This window comes from Polymorphobacter sp., from assembly GCF_048007885.1.
In the GTDB taxonomy this organism is placed as follows: Bacteria; Pseudomonadota; Alphaproteobacteria; order Sphingomonadales; family Sphingomonadaceae; genus Sandarakinorhabdus.
The window spans coordinates 56,578-80,538 of sequence record NZ_CP180346.1 but is presented as its reverse complement, the minus strand read 5'-3'; the positions used below and the strand labels follow the sequence as shown (position 1 = coordinate 80,538).

The 23,961-nt window shown below is 66.3% G+C and carries 20 protein-coding genes; 7 read left to right on the top strand and 13 right to left on the bottom strand.

Going from position 1 to position 23,961, the window contains the following annotated elements:
• Positions 1 to 105 precede the first annotated feature (105 nt).
• Positions 106 to 1,158 carry a dihydroorotase gene (pyrC, locus tag ACMVO5_RS00355; RefSeq protein ID WP_416908108.1) on the top strand — a complete coding sequence of 351 codons (1,053 nt, stop codon included), beginning with the start codon at positions 106 to 108 and terminating at the stop codon, positions 1,156 to 1,158.
• Between the two features lie 3 nt (positions 1,159 to 1,161).
• Here pyrC and gpmA read toward each other — a convergent pair whose 3' ends face one another.
• The 8 genes from gpmA to ACMVO5_RS00315 all read right to left on the bottom strand — a co-directional run bounded on the left by gpmA (position 1,162) and on the right by ACMVO5_RS00315 (position 10,851).
• Positions 1,162 to 1,839 carry a 2,3-diphosphoglycerate-dependent phosphoglycerate mutase gene (gene gpmA, locus ACMVO5_RS00350; protein WP_416908106.1) on the bottom strand — a complete coding sequence of 226 codons (678 nt, stop codon included), beginning with the start codon at positions 1,837 to 1,839 and terminating at the stop codon, positions 1,162 to 1,164.
• A 278-nt stretch (positions 1,840 to 2,117) separates the two neighbouring features.
• Positions 2,118 to 2,345 carry a DUF2007 domain-containing protein gene (locus tag ACMVO5_RS00345; protein ID WP_416908105.1) on the bottom strand — a complete coding sequence of 76 codons (228 nt, stop codon included), beginning with the start codon at positions 2,343 to 2,345 and terminating at the stop codon, positions 2,118 to 2,120.
• The gene (locus tag ACMVO5_RS00340) at positions 2,345 to 2,710 is read right to left on the bottom strand and encodes a DUF2784 domain-containing protein (protein ID WP_416908104.1); all 366 of its coding nucleotides are present in this window, start codon (positions 2,708 to 2,710) and stop codon (positions 2,345 to 2,347) included. Before ACMVO5_RS00340 ends, ACMVO5_RS00345 begins: the two co-directional genes overlap by 1 nt.
• Positions 2,703 to 3,257, bottom strand: coding sequence for a pyridoxamine 5'-phosphate oxidase family protein (locus ACMVO5_RS00335; RefSeq protein WP_416908103.1), 555 nt, complete (start codon positions 3,255 to 3,257; stop codon positions 2,703 to 2,705). The genes ACMVO5_RS00340 and ACMVO5_RS00335 overlap by 8 nt, the downstream gene beginning before the upstream one ends.
• A gap of 11 nt (positions 3,258 to 3,268) precedes the next feature.
• Positions 3,269 to 4,705: a metalloprotease TldD gene (tldD, locus tag ACMVO5_RS00330; RefSeq protein WP_416908102.1), complete on the bottom strand. Its 1,437-nt coding sequence runs from the start codon at positions 4,703 to 4,705 to the stop codon at positions 3,269 to 3,271.
• A gap of 126 nt (positions 4,706 to 4,831) precedes the next feature.
• A complete protein-coding gene (locus ACMVO5_RS00325; protein WP_416908101.1) occupies positions 4,832 to 5,587 on the bottom strand; it encodes a hypothetical protein in 756 nt (251 codons plus the stop codon).
• A gap of 214 nt (positions 5,588 to 5,801) precedes the next feature.
• On the bottom strand, positions 5,802 to 7,955 hold the full coding sequence (gene scpA, locus ACMVO5_RS00320; RefSeq protein WP_416908100.1) for a methylmalonyl-CoA mutase: 2,154 nt from the start codon (positions 7,953 to 7,955) through the stop codon (positions 5,802 to 5,804).
• A gap of 85 nt (positions 7,956 to 8,040) precedes the next feature.
• Positions 8,041 to 10,851: a [protein-PII] uridylyltransferase gene (locus tag ACMVO5_RS00315; protein WP_416908099.1), complete on the bottom strand. Its 2,811-nt coding sequence runs from the start codon at positions 10,849 to 10,851 to the stop codon at positions 8,041 to 8,043.
• 159 nt (positions 10,852 to 11,010) lie between these two features.
• On the opposite strand from ACMVO5_RS00315, the gene katG reads away from it, so the two are divergent.
• A complete protein-coding gene (katG, locus tag ACMVO5_RS00310) occupies positions 11,011 to 13,224 on the top strand; it encodes a catalase/peroxidase HPI (RefSeq protein WP_416908098.1) in 2,214 nt (737 codons plus the stop codon).
• A gap of 69 nt (positions 13,225 to 13,293) precedes the next feature.
• Here the strand turns inward: katG and dgcA are convergent, their stop codons facing one another.
• A complete protein-coding gene (gene dgcA, locus ACMVO5_RS00305; protein ID WP_416908097.1) occupies positions 13,294 to 14,283 on the bottom strand; it encodes an N-acetyl-D-Glu racemase DgcA in 990 nt (329 codons plus the stop codon).
• A gap of 53 nt (positions 14,284 to 14,336) precedes the next feature.
• On the opposite strand from dgcA, the gene ACMVO5_RS00300 reads away from it, so the two are divergent.
• From ACMVO5_RS00300 to ACMVO5_RS00285, 4 genes are read left to right on the top strand one after another with little or no spacing between them, the layout of a single operon-like run.
• Positions 14,337 to 14,639 (top strand): hypothetical protein, encoded by a 303-nt coding sequence (locus ACMVO5_RS00300; protein WP_416908096.1) that lies wholly within the window; start codon positions 14,337 to 14,339, stop codon positions 14,637 to 14,639.
• Positions 14,640 to 14,699: 60 nt separating this feature from the next.
• A complete protein-coding gene (locus ACMVO5_RS00295; protein ID WP_416908095.1) occupies positions 14,700 to 15,923 on the top strand; it encodes an acetyl-CoA acetyltransferase in 1,224 nt (407 codons plus the stop codon).
• A 56-nt stretch (positions 15,924 to 15,979) separates the two neighbouring features.
• Positions 15,980 to 16,408, top strand: coding sequence for a nuclear transport factor 2 family protein (locus ACMVO5_RS00290; RefSeq protein WP_416908094.1), 429 nt, complete (start codon positions 15,980 to 15,982; stop codon positions 16,406 to 16,408).
• Positions 16,405 to 18,123 carry an AMP-binding protein gene (locus tag ACMVO5_RS00285; RefSeq protein WP_416908093.1) on the top strand — a complete coding sequence of 573 codons (1,719 nt, stop codon included), beginning with the start codon at positions 16,405 to 16,407 and terminating at the stop codon, positions 18,121 to 18,123. Before ACMVO5_RS00290 ends, ACMVO5_RS00285 begins: the two co-directional genes overlap by 4 nt.
• Here the strand turns inward: ACMVO5_RS00285 and ACMVO5_RS00280 are convergent.
• Genes ACMVO5_RS00280 through ACMVO5_RS00265 form a run of 4 tightly spaced genes read right to left on the bottom strand, consistent with a single transcriptional unit; the run spans position 18,120 to position 21,942 of the window.
• A complete protein-coding gene (locus ACMVO5_RS00280) occupies positions 18,120 to 19,073 on the bottom strand; it encodes a sodium:calcium antiporter (RefSeq protein WP_416908092.1) in 954 nt (317 codons plus the stop codon). The two genes, ACMVO5_RS00285 and ACMVO5_RS00280, sit on opposite strands and share 4 nt — an antisense overlap.
• A gap of 30 nt (positions 19,074 to 19,103) precedes the next feature.
• A complete protein-coding gene (locus ACMVO5_RS00275; protein ID WP_416908091.1) occupies positions 19,104 to 20,045 on the bottom strand; it encodes an NAD(P)H-dependent flavin oxidoreductase in 942 nt (313 codons plus the stop codon).
• On the bottom strand, positions 20,045 to 21,190 hold the full coding sequence (locus tag ACMVO5_RS00270; RefSeq protein ID WP_416908090.1) for an acyl-CoA thiolase: 1,146 nt from the start codon (positions 21,188 to 21,190) through the stop codon (positions 20,045 to 20,047). Before ACMVO5_RS00270 ends, ACMVO5_RS00275 begins: the two co-directional genes overlap by 1 nt.
• The gene (locus tag ACMVO5_RS00265) at positions 21,187 to 21,942 is read right to left on the bottom strand and encodes a hypothetical protein (protein ID WP_416908089.1); all 756 of its coding nucleotides are present in this window, start codon (positions 21,940 to 21,942) and stop codon (positions 21,187 to 21,189) included. The genes ACMVO5_RS00270 and ACMVO5_RS00265 overlap by 4 nt, the downstream gene beginning before the upstream one ends.
• Between ACMVO5_RS00265 and ACMVO5_RS00260 the strand changes: the two genes are divergently transcribed.
• Positions 21,919 to 23,958, top strand: coding sequence for a class I adenylate-forming enzyme family protein (locus ACMVO5_RS00260; RefSeq protein WP_416908088.1), 2,040 nt, complete (start codon positions 21,919 to 21,921; stop codon positions 23,956 to 23,958). The two genes, ACMVO5_RS00265 and ACMVO5_RS00260, sit on opposite strands and share 24 nt — an antisense overlap.
• Positions 23,959 to 23,961 lie beyond the last annotated feature (3 nt).

Here is a 23,961-nt window from a genome sequence, read left to right as displayed (position 1 = left end):
CAATCCGACTAGTGCAAGGCTTTGCGTGAAACTTTCATGGGCAGATACGGGCCATGCCGTGCGGGAGTTGCGCATTGACCGCCTGTTGGGCAGAACAGCGTTCTCATGGACACCGACCACGCGCTCATTCTCCGGCAACCTGACGACTGGCATCTGCATTTGCGCGACGGCGCGATGCTGGCGGCTGTGGTCAACGACACCGCCCGGCAGTTTGCCCGGGCGATCGTGATGCCCAATTTGAAGCCGCCGGTGACCACCGTGGCGGCGGCAGCAGCTTACCGCGACCGGATCTTGGCGGCCGCCCACCCGGCGCATGGCTTCGAGCCGCTGATGACGCTGTATCTGACCGACAGCATCGCCCCTGATGAGGTGCGGCTTGGCAAGACCAGCGGCGTAGTGACGGCAGCCAAGCTCTATCCGCAAGGCGCGACCACCAACAGCGATGCGGGCGTGAGCGATGTGCGGCGCATCTACAAGGTGTTCGAAGCGATGCAGGCGGTCGACCTGCCGCTGCTCATCCACGGCGAAGTGACCGACCATAATGTCGATGTGTTCGACCGTGAGGCGGTGTTCATCGAGCGGACGCTTGCTCCGCTGCTGCGCGATTTTCCGGGGCTAAGGGTGGTGTTCGAGCATATCACGACGCGCGAGGCGGTGGAGTTCGTCATGTCTGCCGGCGCCAATGTGGCGGCAACCATCACCCCGCATCACCTGACCATCAACCGCAACGCGATGTTTGAGGGCGGCATCCGCCCGCACGCCTATTGCCTGCCGGTGGTCAAGCGCGAGACCCACCGCCAGGCGCTGGTGGCCGCAGCAACCAGCGGCTCGGACCGGTTCTTCCTCGGCACCGACAGCGCCCCCCATGCGGTGGGCGACAAGGAAAGCGCCTGCGGGTGCGCGGGCATTTATAACGCGGCCTTTGCGCTCGAACATTATGCCGAGGTTTTTGACCGCGCCGGCGCGCTTGACCGGCTGGAGGCCTTTGCCTCGCTGAACGGGCCGGCCTTTTACAAGCTGCCGGTCAATGCGCGGCGGGTGAAGCTTGAGCGCACTGAAGTGACGGTTCCGGACGCCATTCCGGCGGCAGGCACGCGGGTGGTGCCGTTTCTCGCCGGGCAGCAGCTGGGCTGGCGCTTTGCCGGCCTTGTTGACTGAGGCTCAGAGGTAGCGGCGACCCACGGTCTGCAGCGCGCCGTCGAGTTCATAAACAAGCGGTTTCCCGGTCGGGATCTCCTCGCCCATGATGTCGGCATCCGAAATCTGCGACAGGTGCTTGACCAGCGCGCGCAGGGAATTGCCGTGCGCGGTGATAAGGACGTGGCGACCGTCGGCCAGCACCGGCGCAATGCTGGCCTCATAATAGGGCAGCACGCGGGCGATGGTGTCCTTCAGGCTCTCGGTGCGAGGCACGGTGATGCCGGCATAGCGACGATCATGGCTGAGATCGAAGGGCGAACCCTCCTCCAGCGGCGGCGGCGGCACATCGAAGCTGCGCCGCCAGATGCGAACCTGCTCTTCGCCATGTTTGGCGATGGTATCGGCCTTGTCGAGGCCGGTGAGGGCACCGTAGTGGCGCTCGTTCAGATGCCAGTCCTTGATCATCGGCAGCCATGCCCGGTCCATCATGGCCAGCGCCAGATTGGCGGTCTTGATGGCGCGGGACTGGACGCTGGTGAAGACCATATCGAAATCAAGCCCGGCTTCAGCCATGGCCTTGCCGGCGGCACGGGCTTCAGCGACGCCCTTGTCGGTCAGGCCGACATCCCACCAGCCGGTGAAGCGGTTTTCGAGGTTCCACTGGGATTGCCCGTGGCGAAGAAGAGTGAGCGTGACCATGGCGCTGCCTGTAGCGGCCAGGGCCCCAAGGAGCCACAAAAAAAGGCCCGGCAGTTTCCTGCCGGGCCAGTCGGTTTCCTTGGGGAGGAACCTCTTGAGGCGCGCGCCGTGTGAGCGGGGCTGCCAATGATGCTGCCGGACAGACCGGCGAAACTCTCTGCAACATGATATGCAGAGAGCGTGCCAGTTTATCCACCTAGGCGCGGGACATGGTTTTGGCAGCGTTTTGCACGATTCAGCGGCAGTGCCGCATCCGGCTTCCACATGATGACAGTTTTTTAAGCAGCCCCCTGGGCGCCGTCATCGGTGCTGCGGGCGAGCAGCGTACGGGCGGCGGCCTCATCTTCATCGAGCACCATGACACGCACGCCCGACAGGCCAGGCCCGATGAGCGAGGCGATGCCGGCATCGAACAGCACCGCCTCGATGCCGCCCGCTTCCAGCCGCATGCGCATCATCTGCGCGGCCATGGGGTCAAACAGCGTCTCCAGCACCACCAGCGCCATCAGCGTCGCCCCTGTTGCCAGACCCGGGCGTAAAGCAGCGCATTCACCGCCAGCAATATCCCGGCAAACACCATCTGGGTGTTTCGAGTCAGCCCGTCCGGATAGATGATCGGGGTCAGATACTGATCGATGAAGCCGCCCGAATAGCCCTGCTGCCCGGCTGCTTGCCGCAGCCGGACCTCAAGCGGCGTCAGCGGGCACACTTCGCCTGAAAGCTCGATCCACACACCCCAGATGAGCGCCGGCACATGCAGCCAGATCAAGAGCGGCCAGCGCAGCAGCAGCCCGGCCCCGAACAGGGCGAAGAGAATGAACAGGAAATGCAGCGCCACCACGCCGTCTGCCAGCAGCGCCGGCTCAGCCATAGGGCAGGACGGACGGCGGGCGGACCGGCAGACCGTCGATGCTGCGGTCCCGCTGCTGATATTTCTTCAGCCGCTCTGCGGCGTCATCCTGGGCGTGAGCTTTCCGGAGTGTCTGGCGCTCGGCCTCGAATTCCATGCGCGGCACGCCCCAGCCGCAGCTTTCCTGTGTCGAGGTGACCGCAATGTCGAAGATCTGGCGCACACCCGGCTCGATGGTGAAATGTGCAGCGAGCGCGTCCCAGTCCGGATCCTGCGGCAGCACGGGGCGGCCGGTGCCGTAGATACGGTAGATGAGCGCGGTGCGGTCGAAGGCGCAGAACATGATGGTGATGCGGCCATCGGCGAGCAGATGGGCGTTGGTCTCGTTGCCCGATCCGCCATAATCGAGATAGGCGACGCGGTTTGGCGACAGCACCCGAAAGCTGTCCATGCCCTTGGGACTGAGGTTGATACGCGCGCCTTCGGCGGCCGTGGCAACGAAGAAGACCGGCTGTTCGGCCACCCATGAAGCGCGCCTGTCGTTGATATGGTCGAGAAAATCCGCCACGTCCGTCTCCCTCAGGTTGCCGTGCCTCCAACAGTGAGGCCTTCGACGAGCAGCGTCGGCTGGCCAACGCCGGCCGGCACGCTCTGCCCGCCCTTGCCGCACACGCCCACCCCTTCATCAAGCGCCAGATCATTGCCGATGGCCTTGACCCGCGTCAGCACATCGGGGCCATTGCCGATCAGCGTCGCGCCCTTGACCGGGGCGGCCAGCTTGCCGTTCTCGATTCTGTAGGCCTCGGTGCAGGAAAAGACGAACTTGCCGCTGGTGATGTCGACCTGGCCGCCGCCGAAGCTCTTGGCATAGATGCCGTTCTTCACGCCGCGCAGGATCTCTTGCGGGTCTTCGGTGCCGCCCAGCATGAAGGTGTTGGTCATGCGCGGCATGGGGGAGTGAGCATAGCTCTCGCGCCGGCCATTGCCGGTGGGCGCGGTGTTCATGAGACGCGCATTGAGCCGGTCCTGCATATAGCCCTTGAGGATGCCGTCCTCGATCAGCACGGTGCGCGAGGTGGGCGTGCCTTCATCATCGATGGTCAGCGAGCCACGGCGATCATTGATGCTGCCATCATCGACAACGGTGACGCCCGCAGCGGCCACCCGCTCGCCGATGCGACCGGAAAAGGCGCTGGTGCCCTTGCGGTTGAAATCGCCTTCAAGGCCATGGCCGATGGCCTCGTGCAGCAGGATGCCAGGCCAGCCGGGGCCGAGCACCACAGTCATTTCGCCCGCCGGGGCATCGACGCTTTCGAGATTGACCAGCGCGCTTTCGAGCGCGGTGTCGATGGCGCCCTGCCAGCGGCTGTCCTCAAACAGCGCGTCATAGCCGTAGCGGCCGCCCAGACCATGAAAGCCGGTCTCGCGGCGGCCATTGGCCTCGACGACGATCTGTACGTTGAGGCGCACCAGCGGGCGAATGTCGCGCCGGCGCTCACCGTCGGCGCGGACGATCTCGATGACGCTCCATGAACCGATCAGGCTCGCCGAGACCTGCACCACGCGCGGATCGCGGGCGCGGGCGGCGGCGTCAATCTTCTGCATCAGCTCAATCTTGCGGGCAAAGCTGATGCCATCGAGCGGGTTGGCATCGGTGTAGCGCACAGCGTTGGTGCGCGCTGGCGGCGGTGCCATCACCGCCGCATGGCCCGCCTTGACGAGGCCGACCGTCTCGGCGGCACGCAGGATGGCGGCATCGGACAGTTCATTGGCATGGGCAAAGCCGGTCATTTCGCCCGCCACGCCGCGCAGGCCAAAGCCCTTCTGGCTGTCATAGCTGGCAGACTTCAGCCGGCCATCATCGAAGCTGAAGCTCTCCGAGACCGAATATTGCAGATAGAGCTCGCCGTCGTCGCAGCCCTTCAGCGCGTCGGAAACAAGCCGCTCGGTGCGCGACGGATCAAGCAGCCCCTCGCCGTAGAAATGCAGGCCGGGGTCGGGAAGCGAAATGGTCATGCGCCCGCTATAGCGCGCTCAGCCGAACGCGCCAACGCGGCATGTTGGGGCGATTGCGGACGGAGATCACGGCCCAACACTGGCGGCTTGGGCCGCAATTCAGGAAGCTGGATGCAGGATGGAGCCTTACTGAGCTTTCTCAAGCAATTGCCAGCAGGCTGGCCTTGCCGCCGTAATTGCTGGATTCTTCAGCGAGCCGGTGCCGGCATAGCCTCTTTGCACATCGTAACAGAAACCGGACGCGGTGTTTGCAGGGCGCTTAGGCGGCCCAACATTGCTCGGGTCGATCACTCCGCTTTGAGGTGCGAACCTGCCGCCAACCGGCGCGCTCGTTTGTTCCAATGTACTAGCCTCACGGCCGGGTACATATGCAGTCATAGGTTGGGGAAGCGCGACCGGGATATCATACTTTGTGCGAGCAATGAGTTCGCGGCCTCTTGGAATTTTCGCGCTTTTGCCGGTCACTAGGGCTCCAAACACACCGGCCACCACAACGGTCCCAACCGTTGCGACTGTGTTTCCTTCGCCTTCCTGCCGGTACTTCCCTTCAATTTCGATCCGCTGGCCGCCGACTTCGATGAAACGAAGCTCAACCTCCATTTTGCCCGACTTTCCGAACGCGCCCTTGCCAGTCTTCCAGACGATCTCGCCAATGGCTTTTGAGCCCCTCGGAATTACGACCATATTCTGAAGTCTGACATCACTTGCGACCGTGAGTGCGAAAGTCGACCCCTCTTCGATTTTTCCGCCTTTTGTGGTGACGTCGTCGTTCACGCTCAATACCACCTCGGTATTTGCGGGCAAAACGGTATAGCGCTCCGTATCTACAGCGGCCTCGGAGCGCGCTTCTAACGGGCGAAGCGGTTGCTGGGCGGCTGCCAAGGAACAACAAAGCGTAGATGAAGCGAAAAGTATGACTGCTCGTCTCATCGGTCGAATTAGATAGAATAAAGTAAATTATTCAATACATATTTAGAGGAATTCGTTTCAATTTTGATAAAATTACCTTTTCTTGCATTCTGTCGCGTACCAACGAACGAAGAGCATAACAGCCGGGTCTTTCAGGCAAAATGCTTCAAAAGAGAACAAGCGGCGCTTACTCCGCTGCCAGATCCTCGCCCAACGGGGGCAGGTTGTGGCCGAGCAGGCGGAGCAGGTCGGCGGCGGCTTCGACGATGTTGGTGCCCGGGCCGAAGATGGCGGCGGTGCCGGCTTTTTGCAGGAATTCGTAATCCTGCGGGGGGATGACGCCGCCGGCGATGACGCGGATATCGGGGCGGCCGGCGTCCTTCAGTTCATTGATCAGCGCGGGCACCAGCGTCTTGTGGCCGGCCGCCAGGCTGGAGCTGGCGACGAGATCGACATCAAGCTCCAGCGCCAGCGCCCGGGCTTCCTCAGGCGTCTGGAACAGCGGGCCGACGGTGGCATCAAAGCCGAGATCGGCGAGTGCTGAGCCCACCACCTTGGCGCCGCGGTCATGCCCGTCCTGCCCCATCTTGACGATCAGCACACGCGGCTTGCGGCCCTTGCGGCGCTCGAACGCGTCAACCCCGTCGGCAACGCGGGCATAGGCGGGGTCGCCCTTATAGGCATCGGCGTAGATGCCCTTGGCCATGCGCACCACCGCCGTGTGGCGGCCGAACACGTCTTCAAGCGCTGACGAGATTTCGCCCAAGGTGGCGCGGGCGCGGGCGGCATGAATCGCGGTTTCAAGGAGGTTGGCGCTGCCGGCCGCAGCATCGCGCAGCGCTTGCAAGGCGGCATCGACGGCAGCCTGGTCGCGGGTCTTCCTGACCTGTTCGAGCCGGGCGATCTGGCTGGCGCGCACGGCGACATTGTCGACATCGAGGATCTCGATCTCGTCGTCGCTGGCGGGCTTGTACTTGTTGACGCCGACAATGACATCCTCGCCGCGGTCGACGCGGGCCTGCTTGGCGCTGGCCGCCATCTCGATGTCGAGCTTGGGCTGGCCGCTTTCGACCGCCTTGGTCATGCCGCCCATCGCTTCGACATCGGCGATGAGCTTTTCGGCGCCTTCGACCAGCGCCTCTGTCAGCGCCTCGACATAATGGCTGCCGCCCAGCGGATCGACGACGCGGGTGATGCCGGTTTCCTCCTGAAGCACCAGCTGGGTGTTGCGGGCGATGCGGGCCGAGAAATCGGTGGGCAGCGCAATGGCTTCATCGAGCGCATTGGTGTGCAGCGACTGGGTGCCGCCGAGTACGGCGGCGAGCGCCTCGACCGTGGTGCGGATGACATTGTTGTAGGGGTCCTGCTCCTGCAGGCTGACGCCGCTGGTCTGGCAATGGGTGCGCAGCATCAGGCTGCGCGGATCCTTGGCGCCGAGATCGGTCATGATCTTCGCCCAGACCGTGCGCGCGGCGCGCAGCTTGGCGATTTCCATGAAGAAGTTCATGCCGATGCCGAAGAAGAACGACAACCGGCCGGCAAAGGCGTCGATATCGAGGCCCTGTGCCTGGGCGGCGCGGACATATTCCATGCCGTCAGCGAGCGTATAGCCAAGCTCCTGCACCGCCGTCGCCCCGGCCTCGTGCATGTGATAGCCGGAGATCGAGATGCTGTTGAACTTCGGCATGTGCCGCGAGGTATGGGCGATGATGTCGGCGACGATCCGCATGCTGGGCGCGGGCGGATAGATATAGGTGTTGCGGACCATGAACTCCTTGAGGATGTCGTTCTGGATGGTCCCGTCGAGCTTTTCCTGAGGGACGCCCTGCTCTTCGGCGGCGACGATGAAGAAGGCGAGGCAGGGGATGACGGCGCCGTTCATCGTCATCGAGACCGACATCTGGTCGAGCGGGATGCCATCGAAGAGGATCTTCATGTCCTCGACCGTATCGATGGCGACCCCGGCCTTGCCGACATCACCCGAAACACGGGGATGATCCGAATCATAGCCGCGGTGGGTGGCGAGATCGAAGGCCACCGACAGGCCCTTCTGGCCGGCGGCGAGGTTGCGCCTGTAGAAAGCGTTGGAGGCCTCGGCCGTGCTGAAGCCGGCATATTGGCGGATGGTCCAGGGCCGTCCCGCATACATGGTGGCGCGCACGCCGCGCGTGTAGGGCGCAAAGCCGGGCAGGCCGGGGTCGGCGCTGTGGTCGGCGGCTGTGTAGAGCGGCTTGATGGTGATGCCTTCGGGCGCGTGCCAATCGAGATCGGCCCCCTTCACTTCCTTGGCGGCAAGGGCTTCCCAGTCGCTCAGCGTCTCTTTGCGGGTCGGTTCGGTCATGCGTGTCTCCTGCCGTGCGCTTATACGCGCGGCGGTGCGGGGGGCGTCAATCATCGAAACCGCGCAGGCGCGCCCGGCCCGGTGCTTATTCGGCGGCGGCGCGTTCGGGGGCCTTTTCCGCCGCGCGCGCAGCAGGCCGGCGCTTGACCGGCTGGCCGGCGGCGCTGATCAGCCGCTTTTCAAGCGCCACGAGGCGGGCGGCGTCGGTGATCTTGGCGCCGGTCAGGTCGGTCAGATAGAAAGTGTCGGTGGCGCGCTCGCCCCAGGTGGCGATATGCGCGCTGTGAACCGTGACCTTGCCGTCGAACAGCGCCCGGGTCAGCGCATAGAGCAGCGCCGGCCGGTCGGCCGCGCCCACTTCGACGACCGTGTGGCGGTTGGAGGCCTTGTTGTCGAAGATCACATAGGGCTCGACCCGGAAGGCCTCGGCGCGGCGCCGCGCGAGCGGGCGGGCGGCGAGGCGATCGGCGAGGCGGATGCGGCCGGTCAGCACATCCTCAATGGTGCGGCTGAGCCGGGCCAGCTGGTCCGCCTCGGCAAAGGGCTGGCCCAGCGGATCGGCGATGGTGAAATTGTCGACCGCACGGCCATCGCGGGTGGTGTGGATGCGGGCATCGAGAATATTGGCGCCCGCCAGGCTGATGGCGCCGGCGACGCGGTAGAACAGGCCGGGATGGTCGGCCGCATGGATGCTGACCAGCGTGGTGCCGCTCTCGCTGTCGGGCCGGCAATCAATGGCCAGTGGCAGCTGCTCCGCCTCGGCCCGGGCGATGAGCGCGGCATTGGCGGCCAGAATGTCGGGCGTCTCGGCGATCCAGTAGCTGTCGGTAAAGCGCCGCGCATGGGCCTGACTGCGGCTCTGCGACCAGCCCATGGTGCTGGCGAGCAGCGCCTGACGTTCGGCGATGCGCTCGGCCCGGCCCTTCTGCTTGTGGCCCAGCCGCAGCACCTCCTCGGCGCCTTCATACAGCTCGCGCAGCAGCTGGCCCTTCCACGCGTTCCACACGCCCGGGCCGACCGCGCGAATATCGACCACGGTCAGGATCAGCAGCAGGCGCAACCGCTCGGGGCTGGCCACGGCTTCGGCGAAATCGAGGATGGTCTTGAAATCGGCGAGGTCGCGCTTGAAGGCGGTGCGGCTCATCAGCAGATGGTGGCGGACCAGCCAGGCGACCGTCTCGGTTTCCGCAGCGGAGAGCCCGAGGCGGGGGCAGAGCTTCATCGCAATCTCGCCGCCAAGCTCGGAATGATCGCCGCCACGCCCCTTGGCGATATCATGGAGCAGCACGGCGACATGCAGGACACGCGGGCTGGCGAGCTGCTGAAGTAGGGCATGGGAGAGCTTGTGTTCGGCCCGGAGCCGGCCATCGCCAATGCGCGCGATCAGGCCGATGGCGCGGATGCTGTGCTCATCGACCGTATAGTGATGATACATGTCATATTGCATCCGCGCCACGACGCGGCCGAAATCGGGAATGAAGCGGCCGAAGACGCCGGCCTCGTTCATCCAGCGCAAAACCGTGTCGGGGTCATTCGGATGGGTGAGGATCTCGAGGAACCAGCCATTGGCGGCCTTGCTCCGCCGCACGGCCTCATCGATCAGCACCGAGTCGCGCGCCGCCTGGCGCATGGCCTGCGGGTGGATGGGCAGGCTTTCGCGCGCGGCAAGCGCGAACAGCTCGATCAGCCGGGTCGGCTCGGCGCGGAAGAAATCATCGGACGGCACGCCGAGGCGGCCACGGCGCAGGGTGAAGCCATTGAGGCGCGCGGGCTTGCGGGTCAGACCAGGCAGCCAGGCGCGGCGTGACGTCTGCTCCTCGAGCTGGGCGAGGAACAGGCCGGTGAGATCGCCCACCGTGCGCACGATCAGGAAGTAATGGCGCATGAAGCGCTCGACGGCGGACATGCCGTCCCGGTCGGTATAGCCAAGCCGCCGCGCCAGCTCGGGCTGGACATCGAAGGTCAATCGCTCCTCGGCGCGGCCGGCGATGGCATGAAGGTTGATGCGCACCGCCCAGAGAAAGCTTTCGGCGCGGCGGAACTGGCGCGCCTCGGTGGCCGTGAGCAGGCCCTGTTCGACCAGCGAGCCCACCCCTTCAGCGCTATAGGTATGGCGACCGATCCAGCCCAGCGTGTGCAGGTCGCGCAGGCCGCCCTTGCCTTCCTTCAGATTGGGCTCGACGACATAGCGGCTGTCCCCCATCCGCTTGTGGCGCTCGTCGCGCTCCGCAAGCTTGGCGGCGATGAAGGCGCGACTGCCGGGGGCGACCACTTCGGCGCGGAAGCGGGCCATGGCCTCCTCATAGAGCGGCTGGTCCCCCCACAGGAAGCGGGCTTCGAGCAGCGCCGTGCATGTTGAGACGTCGGCACGCACGAACCGGATATGGTCATCGACCGACCTTGTGGCATGGCCCACCTTGAGGCCCAGATCCCAGAGCAGGTAGAGCATCGTCTCGATCACCTGCTCGCCCCAGCCAGTGCGCTTGTAGGGGGTCAGGAACAGCAGATCGATGTCGGAAAAGGGCGCCATCTGGCCGCGCCCATAGCCACCGACCGCGACCAGCGCGATACGCTCGGCCGCGGTGCGGTTGGCCTGCGCATAGAGGCTGGTCGTGATCGCATCAAAGGCGATGCGGATCAGCTGGTCGATCAGAAAGGCGCGCGCGCCGGCCAGCTCCAGGCCCTTTGTCGGGCTCTCCTCAAGGCGGCGGGCAAGCTCGGCATTGCCCTCGGCAAGTGCGGCTACCAGCGTGTCGAGCAGCGCCGCTCGGCGAGAGGCATAGTCGGGAAGCGCCGCCAGCCGCGCGTCAAGCGCATCGGCGAGCGCGCGCCGGTCGATGACACGGCGGCGGCTGGGAACGGACGCGAAGGTCGTCAGATCAGGGCGGGTCGCCATGAAGGGGAGGTAAGGCTTTTCGCGGCCGAGCGAAAGATGCCGTCCACGAATGATGATTGAGAAAAACGATTATGCCGACCAAGACTATTGATTTTCCGGATGAGGCAGAGGGGCGTAGAAGGAAGGTCTCGAAGAATTCACAGCCTTGGGAGACGAGACATGGTAAAATCCACGATGATGATGGCGCTGGTGGCCGTTTCGATGGGGGCGCTGGCGGTGTCGGCCCCGGCGACAGCGCAGGAGAACAACATGAGCACGCAATTCTGGTGGCCCGAGCAGCTGAGCCTCGCGCCGCTGCGCCAGCATGCCAAGGCCTCGAACCCGATGGGCGACGGCTTTGACTATGCCAAGGAATTCGCCACGCTCGATATCGCCGAAGTGAAGAAGGACATCGAGAAGGTGCTCTCGGAAAGCCAGCCCTGGTGGCCGGCGGACTATGGCAATTACGGCCCCTTCTTCATCCGCATGGCCTGGCACAGTGCCGGCACCTACCGCGTGGCGGACGGGCGCGGCGGGGCCGGCGGTGGCCAGCAGCGCTTCGAACCGCTGAACAGCTGGCCCGACAATGCCAATCTGGACAAGGCGCGGCGGCTGCTGTGGCCGGTGAAGGCCAAATATGGCCGCAAGCTCTCCTGGGCCGATCTCATGGTGCTGACCGGCAATGTCAGCCTTGAGAACATGGGTTTCAAGACCTTCGGTTTTGCCGGTGGCCGGACCGATGATTGGGAGGCCGATATCGTCTATTGGGGCCCGGAACAGAAGTTCCTCGATGACAAGCGCTATTCGGGTGACCGCAAGCTGGCGAACCCGCTAGCGGCGGTGCAGATGGGCCTGATCTACGTCAATCCCGAAGGCCCCAACGGCAAGCCGGACCCGATTGCAGCCGCGCGCGACATTCGCGAGACCTTCGGCCGCATGGCGATGAACGATGAGGAGACCGTGGCGCTGATCGCCGGCGGCCACACTTTCGGCAAGGCGCACGGCGCGGCCGCGGCCAGCAATGTTGGCAAGGAGCCGGCGGCCGAGGGCATCGAGAAGCAGGGGCTGGGCTGGGAAAACAGCTATGGCAGCGGCGCGGGCAAGGACACGATCACCAGCGGGCTGGAAGGCGCCTGGACCTCGAGCCCGACCGCCTGGTCGATGCAGTATCTGAGCAATCTGTTCATGTATGACTGGCAGCAGACCAAGAGCCCGGCCGGTGCCGTGCAGTGGGTGCCCAAGAATGGCGGCGGGGCCGGCACGGTTCCCGATGCCCATGTCGAGGGCAAGTTCCACCAGCCCATCATGTTCACCACCGACCTGTCGCTCAAGGAGGACCCGGAATATCGGAAGATCTCCCAGCGTTTCCTCGACAATCCGGAAGATTTTGAAAAGGCCTTCGCCAAGGCTTGGTTCAAGCTGACCCACCGGGACATGGGCCCGCGCGCCCGCTACGTCGGCGCCGAGGTGCCGGGCGAAGTACTGTCGTGGCAGGACCCTGTGCCGGCGGTGACGCATCCGCTGGTGAATGCTGACGATGTGAAGACGCTGAAGGCGCGGGTGCTCGAGACCGGGCTGACCAATGCCGAGCTGGTGCGCACGGCCTGGGCCTCGGCGGCGAGCTACCGCGACACCGACAAGCGCGGCGGGGCCAACGGCGCCCGCATCCGGCTGGCCCCGATGAAGAGCTGGGCGGCAAATGATGCTGCCGAGATCGACAAGGTGCTTGGGGTGCTTGAGAAGCTGCGGGCGGACTTCAACCGCTCGGCCAGCGGCGGCAAGCAGATTTCGCTGGCTGACATGATCGTGCTCGCCGGCGGCGCGGCGATCGAGCGCGCGGCCTTGGCGGCGGGTCATGATGTGAGCGTGCCGTTTGCACCGGGCCGGGGCGATGCCTCGCAAGCCGAGACCGATGTCGCCTCCTTCGCCGAGCTGGAACCCAAGGCTGATGGCTTCCGCAACTATTACAGCGAGGCGAGCTTCCTCTCGCCGACCGAGGCGCTGGTCGACCGGGCCAATCTGCTGTCGCTGACCGTGCCGGAAATGACCGTGCTGATGGGCGGGCTCAGGGCGCTTGATGCCAATGTCGGCGGCGCCAAGCACGGCGTCTTCACCGACCGGCCGGGCACGCTCAGCAACGACTGGTTTGTCAACCTGCTCGGCATGGAGACCAAGTGGGAGAAGGCGGCGACCGAGGGCCTTTATGAAGGCCGCGACCGGGCCAGCGGCAAGCTGAAGTGGACGGCCACGCCCGTCGACCTGGTCTTCGGCTCGCATTCGGAGCTGCGCGCCGTCGCCGAAGTCTATGGCGCCAGCGATGGCAGTGACAAGTTCGTGAACGACTTCGTAAATGCCTGGAGCAAGGTGATGCGGCTCGACCAATTCGACCTCTGAGACTTTGCACAGATGAACGGGAAACGGCGGCGCCTCAGGGGCCGCCGTTTTTCGTTGAGAAAGCTCCGCCTAGCCCCAGAGCGCGGGCGCGGGCGGCCAGACGTCGGAATGTTCGAACTTGAGGCCGCCGTCCCGGTCCTCGATCAGCAGCGGGCCATCGAGATCGGCATAGTCTGACTGGACGGCGATGTGAAAGGCGGGCGCGATGGCGAGGCTGGTGCCAAGCATGCAGCCGGTCATGACGCCCAGTCCGCGCTGGCGGGCGGCATGGGCAAGCGCATGGGCTTCGGTGAGGCCGCCGGCCTTGTCGAGCTTGATGTTGATGAAGCGGTAGCGGCCGATGATCTGATCGAGGCTGGCGCGGTCGTGGCAGCTTTCATCGGCGCAGAGCGGTATTTCGGCGTGGAGGCCGTCGAGCTGGCCATCGTCACCCGCCGGCACCGGCTGTTCGATCAGCTCCACCCCCAGCGCCGCCAGCGCGGCTGCGGTGCGCGCGATGTCGGTGCCGCCCCAGCCCTCATTGGCATCAACGACGAAGCGCGCATCGGGCGCGGCGGCGCGCACGGCCGCCATGCGCGCGATATCGGCGGCCGGGCCATCGGCGCCGCCGAGCTTGACCTTGATCAGTTCGCGCGCCCGCACCTTTGCGGCCGCCTCGGCCATGGCAGCGGGCGCATCGAGGCTGATCGTATAGGCGGTGAGCAGCGGCCGGAACGGCGGCAGGCCGAGCAGCTCGCGCACGCTGGTGCCGGCCTGTTTGGCCTCAAGGTCCCAGAGCGCGCAGTCGAGCGCGTTGCGGGCTGCACCGGCGGGCATCAGGGTCAGCAAATCAGCGCGGCTGGCGCCGCCGGCAATCGGGTCGGCCTGTGCCGCGGCAGCCGCAGCAACGCTCTCGGCCAACTCGCCACGGTAATAGACGGCGGTGGCCTCCCCCCTGCCCTGCCGCCCCCCCTCGCTGATGGTCGCGGTCACGACATCGACATGGGTCTTGGCGCCGCGCGCGATGGTGAAGGCGCCGCGCACGGGGAAACGCTCGGTGGCAATGGTCAGGGTCCGCATCCCCGATATCTGGCGGCTTTTACTTGTGGGGGGAAGGGGCATAGACTGATCGCATGAGCGAGGAACGCGATGTCGAGCTGGATGCCGTGGCCGCGGTGGCGCGGATCACGGCGCTGGAAATGCTGGTGCGGCAGATGATGATCGTCCAACTGCGGATTCTCGACCGGATGGGCGAGATCAAGCTCGATGCCGATTATATCAAGGGGATGGCCGGGGCTTACGCCGAAAAGGTGGACGAGAGCCCGATCATCGACTCCGAATGGCCGGACGTGAATTACGAGTTCAAAGTCAATGTGCTGCACAATCTCGAGCGTTTCTTCGACGAACTGGAGACCCATATCCGGACGAATCCGTGAGGGTTTGCGCCGGGCCCTTTGGCTTGTATAACCGAACCAACTTTATCGGGGAGAGACGCCATGGTGTATGTACTGGGCGGGTGGCAGAGTGACTTTTCGGCCAATTGGTCGCGGCAGGACATGGAGATTGCCGATGCCTTTGCGTTGACGCTGCGCGAAGGGCTGGCGGCCGCAAAGCTGGACGCAAGCGAGATCGAAACCGGCCATGTCGGCAATTTTGTCGCCGAGATGTTTGCTGGCCAGGGCATTTTGGGCGGCTTCTTCGCGCAGGTCGATCCCGCGCTCGACGGCCTGCCGACCTCGCGCCATGAGGCGGCCTGTGCGTCGGGCAGCGTCGCGGTTCTGGCGGCCGCGGCCGAGATCGAGGCCGGGCGCTATGGGCTGGCCGCCGTGGTCGGGCTTGAGCAGATGCGCAATGTGCCCGGGCAGAAGGCGGCCGAGAATCTCGGCTCGGCCGCCTGGGTCGGCCATGAATTCGCCGACGCCCGCTATCTCTGGCCGCGCGCCTTCTCGGACCTTTCGGAGGAATATGAGCGGCGCTACGGGCTCGATTACCGGCATTTGATGGCGATTTCGGAGACCAACTTCGCCAATGCCAAGCGCAATCCCAATGCCCAGACGCGCGGCTGGACGCTGGGGCCGGAAAATTTCAGCGAGGATGACGAGGCCAATCCGGTGATCGAGGGGCGCACCCGCAAGATGGATTGCGGGCAGGTGACCGACGGCACGGCGGTGGTGTTTCTGGCCTCGGCCGAGCGCGCAGCTGAATATGCCGCAAGGCGCGGGCTGCGGCTGGAAGATTTGCCGCGCATTTCGGGCTGGGGGCATCGCTCGGCGCCGATCTCGATGACCACCAAGCTGCGGGCGAGTGCGGGCGAGGACTATGTGTTCCCGCAGGTGCGCCGCGCCGTGCTTGATGCCCGCGCCCGCGCCGGCGTCGAGCTGGCCGACATCGACGCAGTGGAGACGCATGATTGCTTCGCCGTGACCGAATATATGGCCATCGATCACCTCGGGCTGACAGCGCCGGGCGAGGCCTGGAAGGCGGTTGAGGATGGCACGATCAGGATGGGCGGGCGCTGCCCGGTGAACCCCAGCGGCGGGCTGATCGGCCTTGGCCACCCTGTCGGCGCGACCGGCGTGCGCATGGTGCTTGATGCGGCCAAGCAGGTGTCGGGCACGGCCGGTGACTATCAGGTGGAGGGCGCCAGGCGGATGCAGACACTCAACATCGGCGGCTCGACGACGACAACGGTGAGCTTCGTGGTGGAGCGCGCGGGGTGAAGTGGCTGGCGGCGGCCGTAGCGCTGATGGTGGCAACAAGTGCGGGAGCGCAAGAGATGAGCAGATATGAGCAGTTCAAGGCCGTGATCGATGCCTGGGGGCGCAAGGATGCGGCGTTCGTGCTGTCGAAGATGGCCGACGACGTGGTCTGGCACATGGCGGCCACCGCCAAGCCCCCGCTCGTTGGCAAGGCGGCGGCGGCGAAGTTTCTCGAAGGCTTTGGCGCCAATATCTCGGACAAGCCGGGCAGCGTGCGCTGGCGGATCATCAACCATGCCGAGACCGCCGACCGGCTGTTTGTCGAAGGCGTCGATGAATATGATGATGTGGCGGGGCGCACCATCACCGCGCCCTATGCCGGCGTCATCGAGTTTCGCGGTGACCTGATCGTGGGCTGGCGCGACTATGTCGATTATCAGACCATCGACAAGCAGCGACTGGGCGAGCCGCTGCCGGCGCATGTGAAGGCGCTGGCCGCGCAGTGAGCACGCCCTTTCGCGAGGCGAAGTTCATGCCGGTGGACCTTGATGTCCGCCGGCAGGACGGCACGGTGTGGCTGAAGAGCCGGGTGCCGCTGCCGCGGCATGATGCCAATCTGGCCCGCGCACTGATGGGCCGGGCGGAGGAAAAGGGCGACCAGCCGGCGCTCAAGTTCCGCGCTGGCGATGACTGGAACGCCGTCAGCCATGCCGAATTCGCCGGGCTGGTGTGTGCAGCGACGCAATATCTGCTCGACCATGAGATGACCGGCAAGCCGCTGATCGTGATGGCGGGGAACACGCTGCCGGCCGCCGTCTGGACCTTCGCCTGCTATGCCTCGGGCGCCGTCCACACGCCGGTGGGGCTGGCCTATGGGCTGGCCGGCGGCGATTATGCGCGGCTGCGCCATGTGATCGCCAAGACGGGTGCGGCGATGATCTATGCCGACCCGCACCCGGCGCTCGCCGCCGCGGTCGAGGCCTGCCGGACGCCGGGCATGGCGCTGGCCGACTTCGCCGCCGCCGCCGCAACCGAGCCGACCCACAAGGTCGACCTGTCGATCGCCGCGCGCGAGCCGCGGGCGGTGGCCAGCTATATGCTGACCAGCGGCTCGACCGGCCTGCCGAAGGTGGTTCCGCAGACGCTGGCAATGATCGCCGCAGCGACCGCGCAGGGGCTGGCGAGCATAGGCGAGGCGGCAAACTGGGGCGGGACGATGCTCGACTGGCTGCCATGGCACCATGCTGCTGGCGCCTCCGTGCTGCGCGCCACCTTGCTGGAGGGCGGCACGCTCCATGTCGATGAGGGCAAGCCGATGCCCGGGCTGTTCGACACGACCCTGCGCAATTTGCGCGAGATTTCGGTCGCCTATTTCAACAATGTGCCGGCGGGCTATGCGATGCTCGTCGATGCGCTAGACAATGACCCGGTGCTGCGGCGCACCTTCTTCAAGGACATGCGGCTGATGCTCTATGGCGGCGCGGGGCTGCCGCAGGCGGTTTATGACCGGTTGCAGGCGCATGCCGTGGCCGAAACGGGCATGCGCATCCACATGACCACCGGCTATGGCATGACCGAGACGGTGACCGGCTGCATGGTCATTCATTTCCCCACCACCAAGGTCGGCATCGGCCTGCCCGCGCCCGGCCTTGAGGTGAAGCTGGTGCCGCATGATGCGCGCTATGAGGTGCGGCTGCGCGGGCCCAATGTGATGGCCGGCTATCTGGACGAGCCGGAGAAAAATGCCGCCGCCTTTGATGAGGAAGGCTATTACCGGACCGGCGACCTCGCCGTCTTCCATGACGAGGCCGACCCCGGCCAGGGTCTCGCCTTTGCCGGGCGGCTGGCCGAAGAGTTCAAGCTGGCCAGCGGCAACTGGGTTTATGGCGGCCAGCTGCGCGAACAGCTGCTTGGCGCGCTTGATGGCCTGGTGAGCGATCTGGTTCTGGCCGACGACAACCGGCCCTATCTGGCGATGATGGCCTGGCCCAAGCCGGGGGTGACGCTGGCGCAGGTGGCCGACAGGGTGCGCGCCTTCAACCAGCACCAGCGAGGCGCCAAGGTGACGCGTGTGATGCTGCTCGATGTGCCGCCGCGCGTTGATGCGCATGAGCTTTCGGACAAGGGCAGCATCAACCGGCGCGCGGTCATTGACGGGCGCGCCGCCGATGTGGCGCGGCTCTTTGCCGAGCCGGCGGGTGAAGGTGTGGCGACCCTCTAGAGCCGAACCGTCAGCCAGAGCACGTACAGCGCCAGCAGCAGCAGCGCCGCCGGGCGGCCGACACGCTCACGCAGCATGAGGAGCGCGATGACAAACAGCGCGGTGGCGGCAAGAACCGGCGCATCGAGGTGGCGCGCGGCATCCTGCGGCGCGGCGCCGGAGATCGCCATCACCAGCCCGCCGACCGCAAGGATGTTGAACAGGCAACTGCCCAGCACATTGCCGATGACGATATCGGTCTGGCGGCGGCGGGTGGCGGCGATGGCGGTGGCCAGCTCGGGCAGGCAGGTGCCAAAGGAGAGCAGGGTCAGGCCGAGCATATCCTCGCCGACCCCCAGCCGGACCGCCAGCCGCGTCGCCCCGGCCACGAGAAGATCAGCGCCCAGCACGAGCGCCAATATGCCGGCGAGCAGCAGCAACAGCGCTTCCCACCACGGCGCGGCGACGGCGACAACCATGGCCTCGCGCTTCTGCAGCGCAGCCTCGGCCGCCCGGCTGCGCGCGCTGTGGCGCAGGCTGACGAACAGCCACAGCGCGAGGAGCAGCAGCAATACCACGCCGCTGGCGCGCGCCAGCGCAGGCAGAAAGGCCAGCCCGGCAAACAGTGCGGCCGCCGCAGCCACGGCCGCGCCTTCGGTGGCGATGGCCGCGCGCGAGATACGGAAGGGCAGCAGCAAGGCGGCAAGCGGCAGCACGATCAGCAGATTGGCCAGCGACGCGCCGATGACATTGCCAAAGGCGAGCGCCGGGGCGCCCGACAGCGCGGCGCGCACGCCGGTGGCAAGCTCGGGTGCCGAGGTGCCGAAGCCGACGATGACGACACCGATGAACAGCGGTGGGACACCGAGCCGCTGGGCCAGCGTGGTGCCTTGGCGAACAACATAATTACCGCCCCCCATCAGCAGCAACAGCCCGGCGAGGGCAGCAAGGATGGGCTGGGACGCCAACATGCTGCCAGTCTAGCAGCAGGCCGGGTGCGGCTAAACCGGCAAGCGCCTGAAAAGGGCGCTGCGCGCGTCAAGCGCCGCGCGCGCGTCATCATATTCCGCAACAAGCCGGTCGGCGATCACCGCCAGCGGCTCGGTGGCGGTGACGGCGTGCAGACCCTGCCCTGCCGACCAGACATCCTTCCAGCGCTTCTGCACATCGCCGCCATAGTTGCGCGCCGCTGGGCTGGCGAGATTTTCAAGGTTATAGCCGGCCGCACGCAGGCTGGGGATCAGCCAGCTTGCCGGCGTACCGGTGACGGCGGCCGAGACAAGCAGATCATCAAGGCTGCTGTCGGCCAGCATCGCCTTGTAGGCAGGGGCGGCGCGGCTTTCTTCAGCGGCGATGAAGCGGGTGCCCATATAGACAAGGTCCGCCCCGCTCGCGACCGCACCGAGGACACCCGCCCCGTCCGCAATGCCGCCGCCGACGCAGACCGGACCGGGAAAGAACTGGCGCAGCGCCGAGACGAAGGCGAAGGGCGAAAGCTGGCCGGTGTGGCCCCCAGCACCTGCCGAGACGCAAACCAGCCCGTCTGCGCCCACCGCCGCCGCCTTGCGCGCCAGCGCCACCGTGGTGACATCGGCGAACACAAGGCCGCCATAGCCATGCACCACCTCGATCGCCGGCTTGGGGCTGCCCAGCGCGGTGATGACGAGCGGCGGCTTGTGCTTGGCGACCAGCGCCAGATCTTCCGCCAGACGCGGGTTGCTGGCATGGGTGACGAGATTGGCCGCCCATGGTGCACCGCCAACCGCGGCCTTGATCTCCGCCATCCAGCCATCGAAATCAGCCGCCGTGCGGGCATTGGGGGCGGGGAAGCTGCCGATCAGCCCGGCCTTGCAGGCCGCGATCACCATCTCGGGCCCTGAGACGAGGAACATGGGCGCGACCACGACCGGCAGCCGCAGCGATTTGAGGATTTCTTCGAGCATCAAAGCCTCTCGACAACCATGGCGACCCCGACGCCCTGTGCGCCGCTGGCCACGACCAGGCCGTAGCGCCCCTGCACCGCGTCGAGCGCATCAAGCAGAATGGCGGTCAGGACCGCGCCGGTCGCGCCCATCGGATGGCCGCGCGCGATATGCCCGCCGGCGATGTTGACGCGCGCCGGATCAACGGGAAAATCGCGCAGGAACTTTGCGATTGTCACCGCAAAGGCCTCCATGAACTCCACGGCCGCCATGTCAGCCAGACCGAGGCCCGCGCGCTCGAGGGCATTCTGCATCGCGGCAAAGCCGGCTGTCAGTGAGGCGCGCACGTCGCCGCCGCTTTCGGCAAAGGCGAGGATGCGCGCCCGCGGCGGCGGCAGCGCAGCGTCGGCCGGGCCGATCAGCGCCAGCGCCGCGCCGTCGGCCAGCGGCGGCGCATGGCCAAGCGTGTGACGATGGTCGACCGGCGCATCACCGATGACCGCGCGATATTGCGCGGCCAGCGCCGGAAAGGCGGGCGGCAGGCTGGCGAGGCTGCTCGCGCTGGTGGCGCGCGGTGTCTCATCGGCGGTCAAGCCTGCCAGCGGCACCACCGAGGCATTCAGGCTGACGCTGGCCGCGCGCGACTGGCTGGTGAGCGCCACCGCGTCGAGTTCGGCACGGGTCAGCCCCTCCGCCTCGGCCAGCAGATCGGCGGCGAGCGCGACCGGAATGTAGCGGCTATGGAGCGGCAGGTTGGTGGCGGTATAATGCGCCGCAGTGTCGGCCATGAACGGCACCCGGCTCAGCATCTCGACGCCGCCGGCGAGGCTGTGCCGGGCCTGGCCCGATGCGGCGGCGGCGGCTGCCTGGCCGATGGCGCTGAGCCCGCCGGCGCAGAAATTGTTGAGGCTGTGTGCCGCCGCCTCGGGGCGCAGGCCGCCGTGCAGCTTGGCGACCATGGCGATATGGCCGCCCTGCACCCCGACCTGGCCGACGCTGGAGACGATCAGCCGCTCGGCCAGCGCGCGCACCGGGCGACCGCGCGCTTCGAGATGGTCGATACAGGCGGTGGTGAGGTCTTCGGGCATGAGGCTGGCCAGCGCGCCGCCGGCCTTGCCCTTGCCACGCGGCGTGCGCACGGCATCGTGAATGAAGATATGGGTCATGTGAAACGCCCTTTGAACGGGGCCGGCGGCATGAAGGCGAACAGGCCCGGCGGCGCGGCCAGCACATCGGGAATCGCATTGAGCGCGACCGCGACCGTGGCGTCGGACAGCGCACGCGAGGGCGGGGCTGATGGGTCCGGCTCCTCGATATCGAGCGTCATGTGCACATTGGGCCGGCCCTTGATGTCGATCAGCCAATGGCCGGGCGGGGTCTCGCCGTGCAGGCTGCGATCAGCGGTCCAGAGGATCGACATGGCGAGGCTGATGCCGTTTTCATAATGCGCGCGCCATTGCCAATGTGTGGCGGCCACCGTGCCCCGCGCGATGGTGCCAGCGGCGATCTGCAGGTCGTGCGGGGCCAGCGTCAGCTGATGGTCTGGCTCAAGGCTGACAAGCCGCGTGCCAAGCGCTGCGGCGGCGTGGTGGAACACCTCGCTGAACAGCGCGGTGTAGAGGCTTGCCAGCGGCCCCTCGCGAATGTCGGCCTTGGCCGGATCGGAGCCGAGGCCCATCAGGTCGAAGACGAAGGCCGGGCTGGCCATGGCGCTGGCGTCGACGGTCTCCTGCATGGTGATGCTTTCCACCTCGGCGCACATCGCCGTGGCGCCGAGCGCCAGCCGCTCGACGACAAAGCCGGGCGAGACGCCAAGGCCAGCAAGCGTCACCCCACCTTGAAGCGCCGCCGCCTTCAAGCGGTCGGCATAAGCAGCACCCTGCGCGGCCGGCCAGTGAAAGCCCGCCGTGCTGATCACATTCTTGCCGCTGGCCAGCAGGCGGCAGACATCATCGGCGAGCGCTTCATAGGGCAGGGTGATGCGCGGGGTGTGAATGACGAGATCGGCATCGAGCGCGAGAATGGCCTCGATGTCGTTGGTGGCCAGAATCCCGGTTTCGGGGCGACGGGCGATGGTGCCCGCATCCTGCCCGTCCTTTCTCGCGCCGTAAACATAGACGCCAACCAGCGCTGCATCGGGCGCGTCGATGAGCCGGCGCAGCGCCGTGCGCCCGAGCGCGCCCGTGGCCCATTGGACGACACAGAATCATGGCTGCCCCTTCATGACGCGCATCTTGCATTGAACGCCGGAGTAAGTCGACTTATGAAAGTGACGGGGAGAGTTGCGATGTTCCTGACGCCCAAAGAGCGGATTGTTGACTATGAAGCGTGCGGCTGGTGGTCGGGGCGGTCGGTCGATGCGATGTTCCAGGAGGTGGCGGCGGCCGGCGGCGACACGCTGGCGCTGGTCGACCCGCCCAACCGCGCGGCGCTCGACGGGCAGGCGCCCGAGCGGCTGAGTTGGACCGCGCTGAAGGACCGGGTGGAGCGGGTGGCAGGGGCGCTGCTGGCGGCGGGTGTGGGCAAGGATGATGTGGTGGTGGCGCAGCTGCCCAACACCGTCGATGCGGTGGCGCTGGTGTTGGCCTGCGCGCGGCTGGGTGCGATCATCTCGCCGGTGGTGATGCAGTATCGCGCCCATGAGCTCGGCCATATCCTTGGCCTGACCAGCCCCAAGGCCGTGGTGACGGTGGCGACATTTGCCGGCCATGCGCACGGCGCGATGATGGAGACGCTGGTGGCGCCCGGCACGCAGGTGCTGCTTGCAGATGCGCTGGCGCGCGGCGACCCGGCCCCGGCGGCCGCGCATGTGGTGGCGCACCCGACCGCTGGCGGCGAGGTGATGACGATCTGCTGGACGAGCGGCACCGAAAGCACGCCCAAGGGCGTGCCGCGCGACCACAACCACTGGATCCTGAACGCGCAGGTGGTGGCCGAAGCCGCCGGGATGCGGGACGGCGATGTCATCCTCAACTCCTTCCCGCTGGTCAATATCGCGTCGATTGGCGGCATGATGCTGCCCTGGCTCTGGCTGAAGGGCCGGATGGTGCTGCATCACCCCTTTGATCTGGGGCTGTTCCTGCAGCAGATCGCTGCTGAAGGTGTCAGCTACACCATTGCCCCGCCCGCGGTGCTGACAGCCCTTCTGCTCAAACCGGAAATTCTGGGCGCCACCGACATTTCCTCGCTGCGCGCCATCGGCTCCGGCTCGGCGCCGCTCTCCCCGTTCCTGATCTCGGGCTGGCGGGACCGCTACGGCATCGAGATCTGCAACATTTTCGGCTCCAACGAAGGCTGCTCGCTGTTTTGCGGCGCCGCCGATGTTCCGGACCCCGAACAGCGCGCCCGCTATTTCGTTCACAAGGGCCAAAAGGGCATCACCGGCGAGGTGGTGCTGACCCGCCTCGTCGACCCCGCCACCGAGACCGAAATCACCGCGCCCGGCCAGGTCGGCGAGCTGCGGCTGGCCGGCGGGAACATCTTCTCCGGCTATTGGAAGTCGCCCGACCTCAACACCCGCGCCTTTGACGACCACGGCTATTTCCGTACCGGTGACCTGTTCGAGATCGCCGGCGAGGGCGAGCTTGCCCGCTTCTACCGCTTCGTCGGCCGCTCAAAGGAGATCATCGTGCGCGGCGGGGTCAATATCTCGCCCGCCGAGATCGACGACCTGCTGGCAGGCGCGCCCGAGCTGCTCGAAGCCGCGACCGTCGGTGTGCCCGACGATTTGCTGGGAGAGCGGGTGGCGGTGGCCGTAGTGCCAAAGCCGGGGGCCGAGCCCAGCATCGAAACGCTCGGCGCCTGGCTGGAAAGCAAGGGCTGCGCCATTTTCAAGCGGCCCGAACGGCTGGTGGTGCTCGACAAGCTGCCGCGAAACGCCATGAACAAGGTGGTGCGCGATGTCTTGCGCGCCGAGGTGCTGGCACGGCTTTAAGGG